This window comes from Pseudomonas sp. NPDC007930 (assembly GCF_042958985.1).
Classification (GTDB): Bacteria; Pseudomonadota; Gammaproteobacteria; order Pseudomonadales; family Pseudomonadaceae; genus Aquipseudomonas.
Genome location: NZ_JBIBKC010000004.1, coordinates 15,529 through 30,804, shown reverse-complemented (window position 1 = coordinate 30,804; position 15,276 = coordinate 15,529). Strand labels below are relative to the sequence as shown.

Annotated in this window: 12 protein-coding genes and 1 pseudogene; 7 read left to right on the top strand and 6 right to left on the bottom strand. The window is 67.1% G+C overall.

Features of this window, described 5'->3' with window-relative positions:
• Positions 1–60 precede the first annotated feature (60 nt).
• The 3 genes and pseudogenes from ACFZCE_RS10550 to ACFZCE_RS10540 all read left to right on the top strand — a co-directional run.
• A pseudogene (locus ACFZCE_RS10550) lies at positions 61–1,692 on the top strand (ATP-binding protein); the annotation flags it as partial.
• 103 nt (positions 1,693–1,795) lie between these two features.
• Positions 1,796–3,097 carry an ATP-binding protein gene (locus ACFZCE_RS10545; RefSeq protein WP_390938697.1) on the top strand — a complete coding sequence of 434 codons (1,302 nt, stop codon included), beginning with the start codon at positions 1,796–1,798 and terminating at the stop codon, positions 3,095–3,097.
• Positions 3,094–5,172 carry a PAS domain-containing protein gene (locus ACFZCE_RS10540; RefSeq protein ID WP_390938695.1) on the top strand — a complete coding sequence of 693 codons (2,079 nt, stop codon included), beginning with the start codon at positions 3,094–3,096 and terminating at the stop codon, positions 5,170–5,172. The genes ACFZCE_RS10545 and ACFZCE_RS10540 overlap by 4 nt, the downstream gene beginning before the upstream one ends.
• Before the next feature lie 250 nt (positions 5,173–5,422).
• Here the strand turns inward: ACFZCE_RS10540 and ACFZCE_RS10535 are convergent, their stop codons facing one another.
• Positions 5,423–6,031 carry an NAD(P)H-binding protein gene (locus ACFZCE_RS10535; RefSeq protein WP_390938693.1) on the bottom strand — a complete coding sequence of 203 codons (609 nt, stop codon included), beginning with the start codon at positions 6,029–6,031 and terminating at the stop codon, positions 5,423–5,425.
• 135 nt (positions 6,032–6,166) lie between these two features.
• Between ACFZCE_RS10535 and ACFZCE_RS10530 the strand changes: the two genes are divergently transcribed.
• Together ACFZCE_RS10530 and mqo are read left to right on the top strand one after the other, a co-directional pair.
• Complete coding sequence (locus ACFZCE_RS10530; protein ID WP_390938691.1) at positions 6,167–6,538, top strand: winged helix-turn-helix transcriptional regulator; 372 nt, start codon at positions 6,167–6,169, stop codon at positions 6,536–6,538.
• A gap of 303 nt (positions 6,539–6,841) precedes the next feature.
• Positions 6,842–8,476: a malate dehydrogenase (quinone) gene (gene mqo / locus ACFZCE_RS10525; RefSeq protein WP_390938689.1), complete on the top strand. Its 1,635-nt coding sequence runs from the start codon at positions 6,842–6,844 to the stop codon at positions 8,474–8,476.
• Between the two features lie 92 nt (positions 8,477–8,568).
• Here mqo and ACFZCE_RS10520 read toward each other — a convergent pair whose 3' ends face one another.
• The 5 genes from ACFZCE_RS10520 to ACFZCE_RS10500 form a co-directional block, all read right to left on the bottom strand.
• Complete coding sequence (locus tag ACFZCE_RS10520) at positions 8,569–9,213, bottom strand: isochorismatase family protein (RefSeq protein ID WP_390938687.1); 645 nt, start codon at positions 9,211–9,213, stop codon at positions 8,569–8,571.
• Positions 9,214–9,387: 174 nt separating this feature from the next.
• Positions 9,388–10,242, bottom strand: coding sequence for an EamA family transporter (locus ACFZCE_RS10515; protein WP_390938685.1), 855 nt, complete (start codon positions 10,240–10,242; stop codon positions 9,388–9,390).
• A gap of 418 nt (positions 10,243–10,660) precedes the next feature.
• Complete coding sequence (locus ACFZCE_RS10510; protein ID WP_390938684.1) at positions 10,661–10,978, bottom strand: hypothetical protein; 318 nt, start codon at positions 10,976–10,978, stop codon at positions 10,661–10,663.
• Between the two features lie 159 nt (positions 10,979–11,137).
• A complete protein-coding gene (locus ACFZCE_RS10505) occupies positions 11,138–12,220 on the bottom strand; it encodes an AbrB family transcriptional regulator (RefSeq protein WP_390938683.1) in 1,083 nt (360 codons plus the stop codon).
• Positions 12,221–12,358: 138 nt separating this feature from the next.
• On the bottom strand, positions 12,359–13,264 hold the full coding sequence (locus ACFZCE_RS10500; RefSeq protein ID WP_390938682.1) for a LysR substrate-binding domain-containing protein: 906 nt from the start codon (positions 13,262–13,264) through the stop codon (positions 12,359–12,361).
• A gap of 132 nt (positions 13,265–13,396) precedes the next feature.
• Here ACFZCE_RS10500 and ACFZCE_RS10495 point away from each other — a divergent pair, with 132 nt between their 5' ends.
• Together ACFZCE_RS10495 and ACFZCE_RS10490 are read left to right on the top strand one after the other, a co-directional pair.
• A complete protein-coding gene (locus tag ACFZCE_RS10495) occupies positions 13,397–14,269 on the top strand; it encodes a thiamine pyrophosphate-dependent enzyme (RefSeq protein ID WP_390938680.1) in 873 nt (290 codons plus the stop codon).
• Between the two features lies 1 nt (position 14,270).
• On the top strand, positions 14,271–15,272 hold the full coding sequence (locus tag ACFZCE_RS10490) for a transketolase C-terminal domain-containing protein (RefSeq protein WP_390938678.1): 1,002 nt from the start codon (positions 14,271–14,273) through the stop codon (positions 15,270–15,272).
• Positions 15,273–15,276 lie beyond the last annotated feature (4 nt).

Genomic DNA, 15,276 nt, shown 5'->3' with positions numbered 1-15,276 from the left:
CCTATGACCCTTCAGCAGCCCGCCACCGGCCTGGCCGACCCCGGCCCGGACAGCTACAGCGATGCCGAGCGCGTGCAATTGGCGTTGGCCGCCGGCGCCATCATCGGCACCTGGTTCTGGCACCTGCCCACTGACCGCTTCACCATCGACGAGCAGTTCGCCACCGCCTTCGGCATGGACCCCGCCGGCCCGCGCATGGGCCTGCCGCTGGCGCGGATCATCGACACCGTGCACCCCGACGACCGCCCAGGGCTGATCGCCGCCATCGACGAAGCGATTGCCCGGGGCGGCGCCTATGCCTACCAGTACCGCGTGCGCCGCGCCGACGGCCAGTATCACTGGATCGAGGCCAACGGCCGGGTTGAGATGAGCGAAGACGGCACGCCGCTGCGCTTCCCCGGGGTGTTGCTGGACATCGAGCACCGCCGCACCATCGAGGCCGAGCGTGACCGCGCCACCGGTATGCTGCGGGCGCTCACCGAAAGCCTGGAGCAGCGCGTGGCCGATGCCATCGCCGAGCGAGAGAAGGTCGAGGAAGACCTGCGCCAAGCGCAGAAGATGGAAGCCGTCGGCCAACTGACCGGCGGCCTGGCCCATGACTTCAACAACCTGCTGGCCGGCATCACCGGTTCGCTCGAACTGCTGCACCTGCGCCTGCGCCAAGGCCGCCATGGCGAGATGGAGCGCTACATCGACGCCGCCCAGGGCGCGGCCAAGCGCGCGGCGGCACTGACCCACCGCCTGCTGGCGTTTTCCCGCCGGCAAACCCTCGACCCAAAGCCCACCGACGTAAACCAGTTGGCGCTGGGCCTCGAAGAATTGATCGGGCGCAGCGTGGGCCCGCAAATCGATGTGCAACTGGCCTGCGCCGAAGACCTCTGGCCGGCGCTGATCGACCCCAACCAACTGGAAACCGCGCTGCTCAACCTGTGCATCAACGCCCGTGACGCGATGCCCGGCGGCGGGCGTATTCGGGTGGCCACCGAAAACCGCTCGTTCGATGCCGGCGCCGCGCTGGAACGCGGCCTGGCGGCGGGGCAGTACCTGGCCGTGAGCGTGGCCGACAGTGGCGCCGGGATGGCGCCGGAGGTGGTGGCGCGGGCCTTCGACCCGTTCTACACCACCAAGCCGATCGGCCAGGGCACCGGCCTGGGCCTGTCGATGGTCTATGGCTTTGTGCGCCAGTCCGGTGGCCAGGTGCGGATCCGCTCGCAAGTGGGCAGCGGCACCACCCTCACCCTCTACCTGCCGCGCTACTACGGCCCGGCCAGCGCGCCCGAGGCTTCACCTGGGCAGGCCCCGGCCAGTGGCGCCGGGCAGGCACGCACGGTGCTGCTGGTGGACGACGAACCCACGGTGCGCCTGCTCACCGGCGCAGTGCTCAGTGATGCCGGCTACAGCGTGATCGAAGCCAGCGACGGCCCCGAGGGCCTGGCGGTGTTGCAGTCGGGCTTGCACATCGACCTGCTGCTGACCGACGTCGGCCTGCCCGGCGGTATGAACGGCCGCCAGTTGGCCGACGCCGGCCGGGTGCTGCGCCCGGGCCTGAAGGTGTTGTTCATCACTGGCTATGCCGAGGCCGCGGTGGTCGGCGAAGGCCGCCTGGAACCGGGCATGGCCCTGCTGACCAAACCCTTCGAGATCGACGCCCTGGCGCGCCGCGTGCACAGCCTGATCGCCCAGGCCGGTTGAGCGCGGCGCCGATGGCCTGAGATTGGAAACACCCTGACACTCAGCATAGAATCATCTCATTGCCCTGCGCCGGGCACCGCCCGGCCCACCTGAGCCCAGCCTTATGCCCAGTATTCCCGCTGCACTGCCACTCGACGAAGCCCGCCGCCTGCAGGCCCTGCAAGATCTCGAGCTGCTCGACAGCCTGCCGGAGCAAGCCTTCGACGACCTTGCGGAGCTGGCCAAGGCCATCTGCCAAGTGCCGATCGCGCTGGTCTCGTTGATCGACGTCGACCGCCAGTGGTTCAAGGCCTGCGTGGGCCTGGACGCCTCGCAAACGCCGCGTGACGAAGCCTTTTGCGCCCACGCCATCCTCACGCCGGATGAGTTGATGGTGGTGCCCAACGCCGAGCTCGACCCGCGCTTTGCCACCAACCCACTGGTGCTGCATGCCCCCTACATCCGCTTTTATGCCGGCGCGCCGATCATCAGCCCCAGCGGCCACCCGTTAGGCACCCTGTGTGTAATCGACCAGACCCCGCGTGACTTGAGCGCCGAACAGTACTCGGCCTTGCAGGCGCTGGCGCGCCAAGTGGGGGTATTGCTGGGCCTGCGCGAAGCGCAACTGCAGCGTGAAAAAGAAAACCTCCTGCTCAGCCGCCAGGTGATCGAAGCGCTGGCCGATGACCTCGCCGTGCACGCGCCGCTGCGCCACGGCCAGCGCATCGCCACCGTCGGCCAGTTGGCCAGTGGCATTGCCCACGACTTCAACAACACCCTGCAGGCGATCAACTCCACCCTGCAACTGATCGACCGCCGCGCCGAGCGCCCGGCCGACATCAAGCACCTGGTCGGCCTGGGCCAGCGCGCGGTCACCCATGCCGCCGAGTTGGTGGCACGTTTGCAGTCCTTCGCCCGTGTCGACAACCGCCAGCCCCAGCGCTTTTGCGTGGTCGAGCGGGTGGCCTCGGGCTGCGACCTGTATGGCCGGCTGATCGGCCCGCAGATCGACCTGGGCCTCGACCTGTGCGCCGCGCCACTGGCGCTGGAGGCCGACGCCACCCAGTTGGAAGCGGCCCTGCTCAACCTGTTGGTCAACGCCCGCGACGCCCTCGCCGGCCCCGGCGAGATCGTTATCGGGGTCAGCGAACAACAGGTAAGCGGCGATGCCGAGCTGGACGACGGCGAGTACATCCGCCTGAGCGTGCGTGACAACGGCCCGGGCATGCCGGCGGAGGTGGCCGAGCGTGCCTTCGAGCCGTTTTTCACCACCAAGGCCGGTGGCGACGGCACCGGCCTGGGCCTGGCCCAGGTGTACGCCTTCGCCAGCAAAACCGGCGGCACCGCGCGGGTCAGCAGTGCACCGGGGCAGGGTACCGAGCTGGTGCTGTGGCTCAAGGCACCCGCGGCCGAAGCCACGGCGTGAGCGAACCCACCGTACAAGCGCTGCACGCCCGTGTGCAGGCGCTGGAAGCCGAACTGAGCGCACTGCGCGCGCGCCAGCCGGTCGCCGACGCCGCGCTGGCGTTGGCGCAGCAGCGCTACCAGTTTTTGTTCGACACCATGGACGAAGGCTTCTGCATCATCGAATTTTTCGACGGCCCCCACGGGCCGCTCAGTGACTACGTGCACGTGCAGGCCAACCCGGCCTACGCCAAGCACGCCGGCATCGAAAACGTGGTTGGGCAAAAATTGCGCGAGATGGTCCCGGCCGAGGCCGACCAGTGGGTCGCCCGCTACGGCCACGTGCTGCACAGCGGCGAGCCGGTGCGCTTCGAGCAAGAGCTGATCGCCACCGGCCGCTACCTGGACGTGACCGCGTTCCGCATGGAGCCGGCGGCGCGCAACCAGGTGGCGGTGCTGTTCCAGGACGTGACCCCGCGCAAGGCCGCGGAAAAAGCCCTGCGCGAGCTCAACGAACACCTCGAAACCCGCGTGCGCGATGCCCTCGAAGCGCGCCGGGTGCTGGCCGAAGTGGTCGACGGTTCGCGGGCGATGATCCACGTGCTGGCCCCGGATTACCGCTGGCTGGCGATCAACGGCTCGGCGGTGCGCAGCTTCGAGCAGTTCTATGGGGTGCGCCCACGGGTGGGCGACAACCTGCTGCAGGCGATGGACGCCGAGCCCGAGCGCCAGGCGCGGGTGCGCGAGTTGTGGGCGCGGGCCTTCGCCGGCGAGGAATTCAGCGAAGTGGTGGCGCTGGGCACGGCCCAACTGCCGCGGCATTTCGACATGCAGTTCACCCCGTTGCGCGCCCCCGACGGGGCGTTGATCGGCGCCTATCAGTTTGTTTATGACGTCAGCGACCGGGTGCGCGAGCAAGCCCGCCTGCGCCTGGCCGAAGACGCCCTGCGCCAATCGCAGCGGATGGAAGCGGTGGGCCAACTGACCGGTGGCATCGCCCATGACTTCAACAACCTGCTGACCGGCATCGCCGGTTCGCTCGAACTGCTGCAAACCCGCCTGGCCCAGGGCCGGGTGAATGAGCTGGACCGCTACGTCAGTGCCGCGCAAAGCGCCTCGCGCCGCGCTGCCGCGCTGACCCACCGGCTGCTGGCGTTCTCCCGCCGGCAAACGCTGGACCCAAAGCCCACCGATGTGAACCGCCTGGTCAAGCACATGGAAGACCTGGTGCGGCGCAGCATAGGCCCGCAGATGCTGCTCGAAGTGGTCACTGCCGCTGGGCTGTGGCCCACCCTGATCGACCCGCCGCAGTTGGAAAACGCCCTGCTCAACCTGTGCCTGAACGCCCGCGACGCGATGCCTGGCGGCGGCCGCATCACCCTTGAAACCGCCAACCGCTGGATCGACGAGCGCCTGGCCCGCGAGCGCGACATGCCCCCTGGGCAGTACATCTCGCTGTGCGTGACCGACACCGGCTGCGGCATGAGCGAAGACGTGATCGCCCGCGCCTTCGAGCCGTTCTTCACCACCAAGCCGCTGGGGGAGGGCACCGGGCTCGGGCTGTCGATGGTCTACGGGTTTGTGCGCCAGTCGGGTGGGCAGGTGCGGATTTATTCCGAAGTGGGCCATGGCAGCACGCTGTGCATCTACCTGCCGCGTTATTACGGCGAGGCCGCGCACGAGGCCGACAGCGCACCCACCAGCACCCCGGCGCGGGCTGACGGCAGCCGTTCGATCCTGGTGGTCGACGATGAACCGGCGGTGCGCATGCTGGTGGTCGAGGTGCTTGAAGACCTCGGCTACCACACCCTGGAAGCCGCCGACGGCGCCACCGGCCTGGCGCTGTTGCAGGGGCCGCTGAACATCGACCTGCTGGTCAGCGACGTCGGCCTGCCCGGCGGCCTCAATGGCCGCCAACTGGCCGACGCCGCCCGCGCCTTGCGCCCGGCGCTGCCGGTGCTGTTCATCACCGGCTATGCCGAAAACTCGGTGATCGGCAACGGCCACCTGGCCCCGGGGATGCGCGTGCTGACCAAGCCGTTCAACCTCGAGACGCTGGTCGAGCGGGTGCAGCAGATGCTTGAGGCGAGTACCTGACAGGCCCCTCGCCCGGCACAGCCGGAGTGCCGGACCACGGCCTCCCACCAGATTTGTGTAAGTACTTGATTTATGGGGCAACACAGAACCCGTGGGAGGCCGTGGTCCGGCACTCCGGCTGTGCCGGGCGATAGGCCCTGGAGCTCATGCACGGAATTAGCAGAGCTCACAGATTGACCCTCTCCATGAAGCCGTGAAATGGCTTAAATGAACAGCATTACGGCTGTGCCGTGCGAAACGCCCTGCAACCTCAATACCCCACGGTAAAGCGCTGCCCACGGTGCTTGGGCTGCTCGATCTCATCCACCAACGCCACCGCGTAGTCTTCAAAGGAAATCTGGCTACCCTCCGGCCCCACCAGCAGGTCATCGCCGCCGAGGCGGAACTGCCCGGTGCGCGCGCCTGGCACGAACATCGCCGACGGCGACAGGAAGGTCCAGTCCAGGCCCTGCTGGCTGCGCAGCCGTTCCAGGTAGGCGGTGCCGGCGGTGGCCTCGGCGAGGTACAGGGCTGGGAAGTCCGGCGAGTCGATCAGGCGCTTGCCGCCGGCCAGCAGGCTGCCGGCGCCGCCGACCACCAGGTAGCGCGCCGCGCCACTGGCGCGCACCGCGGCAAGCAATACCTCAGGGTTGCTGGCGGTGAAGTGCACCGAGCTGATCACCACCTCATGGCCCTTGAGCGCCGCGCTGAGCGCGGCCTGGTCGTGGATGTCGACCGCGGCGGCGGTGACCCCGGGTAGTTGGGCGATATGCTCCGGGTGGCGTGCCAGCGCGGTCACGCGGTGGCCGCGCTCGGCGAGTTCCTTGAGGATGCGCGAGCCGGCCTGGCCGGAGGCGCCGATCAATGCTACGTGTGCCATGGGGGGAGTGCTCCTGATAGAGTGGTCTGGAAAGTAGACCTGCAATACGGTACGGTGCGCCGCAGCCGCGCACAAGAAGTCAGCGCCACGAGACATGGTCACCCGGCGCTGACCACCCCCACCTGGAGCCCTACCATGCAACCGAACGCCGAAGCCCTGGAATTCGACCAGCCCTGCCCGATCCGCGACGTGCTCGACCGCATCGGTGACCAGTGGAGCCTGCTGCTGCTCGGGGCCCTCGACGGCCGGGTGGTGCGCTTCAACGAACTGGGCCGGGAGATCGGCGACATCTCCAAGCAGATGCTCTCGCGCACCCTCAAGCGCCTGGAGCAGGATGGGTTCATCCTGCGTACGGTCTACGCCGAAGTACCGCCGCGCACCGAGTACCAACTGACCGACCTCGGCCGCTCGTTCCTGGTGCCGCTGCGCGAGTTGATCCGCTGGGCAGACACCCACCACGGGGCCATTTGCCAGGCCCGCCGGCAGGCCGCGGCGGTCAGTATCTGAAGGATTGGTAATGTACTAGCACTGCGCTACAATGCCGCCCCGATGCGGCCGAACCCTGTGGCCAGAGCCCTGGCACCGTGATGCCAGGCCAGAGCCCGCGCCGCATCGCGTGGCCAAAAAAAGCCACACCAGCCTCTGATTCCAACGACTTCTAAAAACCAGTGGCGAGGACAGGTATACGCCTGCCCCCGATCATCTGCGGGCGCCCGTTTTCCGGTGCGCCGCCGTTGCCGTGCGCGTGTCGATGCGCCGGCATGGGGTGAAGAAGGGGGCAGATTTTGCTCTTAGCGATGGGACACAAACATGCTGAAAAAAATCAATGGAGCGCTGCTCGGCCTTGCGGTGGCAGTTTCCATGGGCTCGGCGCACGCCGCCGACGCCAAGAAAGTCGACGTGCTGCTGGTAGGCGGCGGCATCATGAGCACCACCCTGGGGATCTGGCTCAACGAGCTGGAGCCGAGCTGGTCGATGGAAATGGTCGAGCGCCTCGATGGCGTGGCCCAGGAAAGCTCCAACGGCTGGAACAACGCCGGCACCGGCCACTCCGCCCTGGCGGAGCTGAACTACACCCCCGAAGGCAAAGACGGCAAGGTGACCATCGCCAAGGCGATCGAGATCAACGAGTCGTTCCAGATCTCCCGCCAGTTCTGGGCCTGGCAAGTGCGCAACGGCGTGCTGAAGAACCCGCACTCGTTCATCAACTCCACCCCGCACATGAGCTTCGTCTGGGGTGACGAGAACCGCGCGTTCCTGAAAAAACGCTATGAAGCGCTGAAGGCCAGCCCGCTGTTCGCCGGTATGCAGTTCTCCGAAGACCCAGCGCAGATCAAGCAATGGGTGCCGCTGATGATGGAAGGCCGCGACCCGAACCAGAAGATCGCCGCCACCTGGACGCCGATCGGCACCGACGTGAACTTCGGCGAGATCACCCGCCAGTTCGCCAGCCACCTGCAAGCCCAGCCGAACTTCAAGCTGAACCTGTCGAGCGAAGTCGAGAGCATCGAGCGCAACGCCGACGGCAGCTGGCACGTGGAATACAAGAACCTCAAGGACGGCAGCGTCACCCAGACCGACGCCAAGTTCGTGTTCATCGGCGCGGGCGGCGGCGCGCTGAAGCTGCTGCAGAAATCCGGCATCCCGGAAGCCAAGGAATACGCCGGCTTCCCGGTCGGTGGTTCGTTCCTGGTGACCGATAACCCGGCGGTCGCCGAGCAGCACCTGGCCAAGGCCTACGGTAAAGCCTCGGTGGGCGCGCCGCCGATGTCGGTGCCGCACCTGGACACCCGTGTGCTCGACGGCAAGCGGGTGATCCTGTTTGGCCCGTTCGCGACCTTCTCGACCAAGTTCCTGAAAGAAGGCTCGTACCTCGACCTGCTCAGCACCACCACCACGCACAACGCCTGGCCGCTGATGAGCGTGGGCATCGACGAGTACCCGCTGGTCGAGTACCTCGCGGGCCAACTGATGCTGTCTGACGCTGACCGCCTGGCGGCGCTGCGTGAATACTTCCCGAACGCCAAGGCTGAAGACTGGCGCCTGTGGCAAGCCGGCCAGCGCGTGCAGATCATCAAGCGTGATGCCGAGCACGGCGGCGTGCTGAAGCTGGGCACCGAGATCGTGGCCTCCCAGGACGGCAGCATCGCCGGCCTGCTGGGTGCTTCGCCGGGTGCTTCGACCGCTGCGCCGATCATGCTGAGCGTGTTGCAGAAGGTGTTCAAGGACAAGGTCGCCACCCCGGCCTGGCAAGAGAAGCTGCACCAGATCGTGCCGAGCTACGGCACCGCGCTGAACGACAGCCCCGCCCGCGTACAGCAGGAATGGGACTACACCGCCGAAGTGCTGCAACTGACCAAGCCGCCGGTGATCGACCAGGCCGCCGCGGTTGGCCCAGCCGGTACCGCGCAGCCCGCCAAGGCTTCGCAGGACATGGCGCTGTAAGCCAAGCGTTTGCTGGGTAACCCCTGAAAACCAGGCCACTTCGGTGGCCTGGTTTTTTTATGGGCATGCGCCGGGCGAAGGGCTCGGGTGGCTCAGCCCAGGGTGCGTTGCGGCGCCTTGTGCACCATGGTGTAGGCGTAGTCCACGCCCATGCCGTAGGCGCCGCTGTGCTCGCGCACCAGGTCCATCACGGCGTTGTAGGTGCCCTTGTGGGCCCAGTCGCGCTGGAATTCCAGCAACACTTGCTGCCAGGTCACCGGCACCGCGCCGGCCTGCACCATGCGCTGGATGGCCATGTCATGGGCTTCCTGGGTGGTGCCCCCGGAGGCGTCGGTGACCACGTACACCTCGAAGCCTTCGTCCATCGCTTCCAGCGCCGGGAAGGTCAGGCACACCTCGGTCCACAGCGCGGCGATGATCAGCTTTTTGCGCCCGGTGGCCTTGACCGCCGCCACCAGCTTGGCGTCTTCCCAGCTGTTCATCGAAGTGCGCTCGATCGGTTGGCTGCCGGGGTTGACCGCCAGCAGTTCGGGCCAGATGTAACCACTGAAGCTCTCGGTTTCCACCGAGGTGTAGATCGTCGGCACGTTGAACACCTTGGCCGCCTTGGCCAGGCCCACGGTGTTGTTCTTCAGCGTCTGGCGGTCGAGCGACTGCACGCCGAAGGCCATTTGTGGCTGGTGGTCGATGAGGATCAGGGCAGCGTTGGAGGGGTTCAGCAGTTCGCGCTTGGACATGGTCATTTCCTTCTGAGATCAATGGATTATCACTGGCGCCCGGCGTGTTCGCGGTGGCATGGGTGATACTCTAGGGCTGCACGGAAGGTGAGACAATCCAGCAAAAACGAGACTCATTGATTCAAAAAAAGAAACATCCCGGTGCCCCGGGGTGCTTCAGCGTGCGCGAGGGGCCTAGGCGCGGCGGAACACCAGCTTCAACCCCGCGAGGATCGCCAGCATCCCCAGCATCGCCCAGCCACTCAAGGCATTGCCGAGGATCAGGTAGTCGAGCAGCGCGGTGACCACCGGCACCAGGTAGAACAGGCTGGTCACGTTGACCAGGTTGCCGCTGCCGATCATCCGGTACAGCAGCAACTGCGCGCCCACCGAGATCGCCAGGCCCAGCCACAGCATGGGGATGATGAACCCCGCCACCCACTCCACGTGGAACGGCTTGAACGGCACGCACGCCAGGCACATCAGCAGGCTGACCGCGTACTGCAGCGGCAGCGCCTGCCGGGGCGGCTGTTGCAGGCGCTTTTGCAGGATCGCGCCGGCGGTCATGCAGGCCAGCGCCGCCAGCGCGAAGCCAATCCCGGCCAGCCCCAGGTGGGCGCCGCGCAAGCCTTGCAACACCACCAGAGTGAGGCCGGCCAGCGCCAACAGCAGCCCGGCCAGGCGCAGCGGTGAGGCGCGCCGCTCGACCAGCAACAGCGTGAGGATGGGCTGCACCCCCAGCACCGTCGCCAGCACACCGGGGGTTACGCCATGCTCCAGGGCCAGGAAGTAGCACAGTGAGTAGCCGCCGATCAGCAGCGCGCCGGTGCCGGCGGTGGCCAGGCGCTGGCCGCGGGCGGGCAGCCAGTGGCGGTGGAACAGCGCGAGCACGCTCAGGCCGAGCAGCGCGGCGGTGAAGCGGAAGGTGAGGATGGCGAACGCCGAGCTGTGGTCCAGGCCCCAGCGCGAGAAGATCGCCGCGCTGCCCCAGAGCAGCACGAACAGAGTGGTCGGGCCATACGCGGCCCAGGCGTGTTTCAGCGTATTCATGGTGTACCTGCGTCGAATCGTCGAACGGCACCCGAGCGCGCGCCGGCGGCCTTTACAGGCGCGGCGGGCTACGGGCGAAGGGCGATAAGGGTCAGCGGCCAGGAGGCGGCGGCGCAGTGGCAACGACCACGCAAGCGGGCACGCCCGGGCCGCGCGCCTGGACGGCGGCGGCTGCAACAACGGCGTTGGAGGTGTGCCCGAACATGAAGAGAAACTCGGCTGAGGTGTGGCAGCGAATGTAAAAGATTGCGCCGGCCGCGGCAAGCCCGCCGAAGCCCTGCTGGCCGCGGTGGGTTGAAGGGCCCCTCGCCCGGCACAGCCGGCCTCCCACCAGATTTGTGTAAGTACTTGACTTACTAGGAAACACAGATCCCGTGGGAGGCCGGCTGTGCCGGGCGAGGGGCCCTTCAGCCAGGCACTAGACGAACCGCTGGCGCGCCTTGCCGCGGGGCAGGCGCGAGCCACCGCCCAGTTCGCTCAGGCGCTGCTGCCATGCCGCGGCCACGCTGAAACCGGTAGCCGCCGGTCTGGCCGGGGCCGGGGCCGGCTTGGGCTTGCGCAGGTCGGCCAGCGACGGGGTGGCCTTTTTCACCGCCACGGCGGGTTGTTCCTGCTTGCCCAGCGAACGCTGGCAGGTTTTGCAAGACACCTGTTCGGCGCTGGCGCTGCTGTTCAAGGTGGCGCTGCTGCGCCCGCAGGCGCTGTCCTGGCCATTGGTGGAATAGTGAATAACCAAGCCTGAAATCTCCAAAGCATTGAAACGGCGCGCATTTTCACACATTCACCGCCCCTGTGCGCAACCCTCGGGGAAAACCGATGAAACCCAGGGCTGCGTCGGCGATGGCGCAGCACGGGGTGGCGAAAGGGGCCGCACGCCCCGCCGGAAAGCGACCGGTCAGGCGCGGCGCGCCGTGAAGCGAATGATCTGCCGGGCAATGAACGCGCCGGTGAGGATCACCCCGAACAGGCGGATGGTCTGCATGGCCAGCACCAGGCCGATGTCGGAGTGGGTGTCGACCGCGATGATCGCCATCGAATCCAGGCCGCCGGGGCTGGTGGCCAGGTACACCGAGAGGAAGTCTTTGTTCATCAGGTGCGCCAGCACCCACGCCGACAGCGCGCACAACACGATCAGCAGCAACGAGCCGGCGACCATCGCCGGCAGCCGCCGCCACACGTAGGCCATGGTGGCGCGGTCAAAGCGCAGGCCGATGTAGCAGCCGATGGTGCCGTAGGCCACCGCCAGCAGCCAGCCCGGCAGGTTGATCGGCAACAGGCCAGCCAGTTGCAGGGCGCCGCCGAGCATGATCGGCACCAGCAGCGCGCCGGCCGGCACCCAAGTGCCGAGGCTTACGCCCAGCACCAGCACCAGCAGGTTCAGGCCGAGGGTGGCCAGGTGCGGGGTGCTCAGCAGCATGGCCGTGCTGTGGCTGTCGCTGCCGCCGCCTTCGACCCCCAACAGGCGGCTGACCAACGCGCCGACCACCACCACGCACACCACCCGCACGTATTGCATGGTCGCCACCACCCGTGGGTCGGCGCCGTGGTCTTCGGCCATCGCCACCATCGCCGAGGCCGCCCCCGGTGAGGTGCCCCAGGCCGCGGTATTGCCGTTGATGCCGCCGTAGCGCACCAGCGCCAGCGCCACCACGGCGCTGAGCAGTACCGTCAGCACCGTGGCGCCGAGCATCTCTGGCCAGGACTGCGCCACCGCCGAGAGCACCGCCCAGGTGATCGAGTGCGCCACCAGCAGGCCTACGCAGCCCTGGCTCAGGCGAAACGCTTGGCGGTGGATGCGCAGCGTGGCGCCGCTGACGCCAAAGGCGATGCCGACCAGCATCGGGCCGACGAATTGCCCGGCGGGCAGGTTGAAGTGTTTGAGCAACTGGCCGGCGCCGCCAGCCAGGAGGATCAGCGCCAGCCATTGCAGGCGAACGGGCAGCGCGGTGAGCGACAGGGTAGCGGTGGTGGGGGGCAAAGTGGCGTTCTCCGGGCCTGGGCAAGGGGCCAAGCTTGTGCGAATTATCCGCCGCTGGACCTATTCGGTCTATTTGCTAAAGGGAATGGTTTGATAGATTTCAGGAATGGGTTTGCCGGCTGCCTGGCGGTTGCGGCTTTACCTCACCCCCAACTCATCCAGCAACCATTTCTTGAACACCTCGAAGGCTTCATGGCGGGTGCGCCGGCGCGGGTACACCAGGTAGTGGCCGATGTACTGGATGTCGTGGGTGAGCGCCCGCAGCGGGGCCACCAGCGTGCCTTTTTCCAGTTCGCCGGCGGCCAGCAGGGTGGATTCGAGCACCACGCCCATGCCGTTCACCGCCGCGGCGATGGCCATGGCGCTGCGGTCGAAGCGCAGGGCGTAGTGGTGCGGCGGCAGCAGGTGGTTGGCTTCGAACCAGCCCTTCCATTGCAGCATCTGCACCTCGCACTGGATCAGCGTGTGGCCGTGCAGGTCTTGCGGGCTGTGGATGCGCTCGGCCACCTCCGGGCTGCACAGCGGGGTAAGGTGCTCCACCGCCAGCGGCACTTTTTCGTGCAGGGTTTGCCGGGGTTCGCCGTAAACGATGTCGAGGTCGAAGTCGTCGTTGTCGAACTTGGCGTAATCGGTGCTGGCGGAAAAACGCAGGTCGATGTGCGGGTAGGCCTGCACGAAGCGCCCCAGCCGTGGCATCAGCCACTGGGTGGCGAAGCTCGGCGCGGTGTGCAGGCGCAGCGGCGGTGGTTCGTTGCTGTGGGCCAGGGCAAAGCCCCGGTGCATTTCGTCCAGCCCGCGCTGCACGTGCTCCAGCAGCAGTTGGCCCTTGGCGGTGAGCTGCACTTCGCGGGTGGTGCGCTCGAACAGCGCCAGGTCGATCGTGCCCTCAAGCTTGCGGATCGAATGGCTGACGGCGCTGGGCGACAGGCCCAGCTCCTGCGCGGCCTGGATGAACGAGCCGCTGCGCCCGGCCGCCTCGAACACCCGCAAGGATGAAAGCGGCACCCGGCGTAGCAGGGCGATTCGTGAATTGAGTTCACTCATTGCTGCAAAAATGCCTTTTGTAAGGGTGTGTGGCCCGATGATAGCGTGATTCCACCTCGAAGCTGCCGGCTTTGGTGAATCCTGAACACCTGTCGCGGCGCGGGACCTACACAGCAACAGCAGGAAACCATAATGACAACAATTCCTCGAAGCGCCGACCCGGCGGCGGACACGCTCGCCCGGCTCGCCTACCACGCCTGGCGGATCCGCCGCTTTGCCCTGCGCATGGGCGAAGTACAAGGCCAAGGCTACGTGGGCCAGGCCCTGGGCTGGGCCGATGTGCTCGCCGTGGCCTACTGCCACGCCATGAACGTGACCCCCGACAACCCCGAAGCCGAAGACCGTGACCGCTTCTTGCTGTCCCACGGGCACTACGCCATTGCCCTCTACGCGGCGCTGATCGAAGCCGGGGTGATCCCCGAAAGCGAGCTGGACACCTACGGCTCCGACGACAGCCGCCTGCCGATGTCGGGCATGGCCACCTACACCCCCGGCATGGAAATCTCCGGCGGCTCGCTCGGCCAAGGCCTGGCGATCGGTGTCGGCATGGCCATGGCGCTGCAGATGAAGGGAAGCCCACGCTGGGTGTTCAACTCGATGTCTGACGGCGAGCTCGACGAAGGCTCGACCTGGGAAGCGGCGCTGAGCGCCGCGCACCACAAGCTGAGCAACCTGGTCGCGCTGGTGGACCTGAACCGCCAGCAGGCCGATGGCAACTCCCACGAAATCCTCGAATTCGAGCCGCTGGTAGACAAGTGGCAAGCCTTTGGCTGGCACGTGCAGCGGGTCGACGGCAATGACCTGCCGGCGGTACTGGCCGCGTTCGACGCCGCCATGGCGCTGGCCGAGGCCAAGCCTCGGGTGATCCTGTTCGACACCTTGATGGGCAAGGGCGTGGACTTTCTCGAAAGCCGCGAGAAGAACCATTTTATCCGGGTCGAGCCCGACGAGTGGCAAGCCGCGATTGCCGTACTGGATGCCAACTACGACCAAGGGGCGCACTGAGATGGGCAGCCAAACCGTAGCAAAACCGCGCCTGACCACCTCGGCGATGATCGCTTCGATCGCCAGCGAAGGCCAACGCACCGAAGCCGCGCCGTTCGGCCACGCCCTGGTGGCGGCCGCCGAGCGCGATGCGCGGATCGTCGGCATGACCGCTGACTTGTCCAAGTACACCGACCTGCACATCTTCGCCAAGGCCTTCCCTGAGCGCTACCGGCAGATGGGCATGGCCGAGCAACTGCTGATGGCCGCCGCCGGCGGCATGGCCAAGGAGGGCTTGATCCCCTTCGCCACCACCTACGCGGTGTTCGCCACCCGCCGGGCCTATGACTTCATCCACCAGGTGATCGCCGAAGAAAACCTCAACGTGAAGATCTGCGCGGCGTTGCCCGGCCTGACCACCGGTTACGGCCCCAGCCACCAGGCCACCGACGACCTGGCGCTGATGCGGGCGATCCCCGGGCTGACCGTGATCGACCCGTGCGACGCGCTGGACACCGCCCAGGCCGTGGCCGCCATGGCCGCCCACCAGGGCCCGGTGTACATGCGCCTGCTGCGCGGCAAGGTGCCGATGCTGCTCGACCAGTACGACTACCAGTTCGAGCTGGGCAAGGCCAAGCTGCTGCGCGACGGTAAGGACGTGCTGATCATCTCCAGTGGGATCATGACCATGCGCGCCCTGGAAGTGGCCGAGGCCATGAGCGACGGCAGCGCCGAGGTGGCCGTGTTGCACGTGCCGACCATCAAGCCGCTGGACGAAGCGACCATCATCGAGCAATGCCGGCGCAGCGGCCGGCTGGTGGTGGTGGCGGAAAACCACAGCACCATCGGCGGCCTCGGCGAAGCCATCGCCCTGGCGCTGCTCAAGGCGCGGGTGCACCCGGCGTTCGAGCAGATCGCCCTGCCCGATGCGTTCCTCGACGCCGGCGCCTTGCCGACGCTGCACGACCGCTACGGGATTTCCACTGAAACCATGGTGGCGAGCATTCGCCGCTGGCTGGCCTGAGGGG

Coding starts and splice junctions, on each gene's coding strand:
- ACFZCE_RS10545 (WP_390938697.1), top strand. CDS start 1,796: ATGCCCAGTATTCCCGCTGCACTGCCACTCGACGAAGCCCGCCGCCTG.
- ACFZCE_RS10535 (WP_390938693.1), bottom strand. CDS start 6,031: ATGGCACACGTAGCATTGATCGGCGCCTCCGGCCAGGCCGGCTCGCGC.
- ACFZCE_RS10530 (WP_390938691.1), top strand. CDS start 6,167: ATGCAACCGAACGCCGAAGCCCTGGAATTCGACCAGCCCTGCCCGATC.
- mqo (WP_390938689.1), top strand. CDS start 6,842: ATGCTGAAAAAAATCAATGGAGCGCTGCTCGGCCTTGCGGTGGCAGTT.
- ACFZCE_RS10520 (WP_390938687.1), bottom strand. CDS start 9,213: ATGTCCAAGCGCGAACTGCTGAACCCCTCCAACGCTGCCCTGATCCTC.
- ACFZCE_RS10515 (WP_390938685.1), bottom strand. CDS start 10,242: ATGAATACGCTGAAACACGCCTGGGCCGCGTATGGCCCGACCACTCTG.
- ACFZCE_RS10500 (WP_390938682.1), bottom strand. CDS start 13,264: ATGAGTGAACTCAATTCACGAATCGCCCTGCTACGCCGGGTGCCGCTT.
- ACFZCE_RS10495 (WP_390938680.1), top strand. CDS start 13,397: ATGACAACAATTCCTCGAAGCGCCGACCCGGCGGCGGACACGCTCGCC.
- ACFZCE_RS10490 (WP_390938678.1), top strand. CDS start 14,271: ATGGGCAGCCAAACCGTAGCAAAACCGCGCCTGACCACCTCGGCGATG.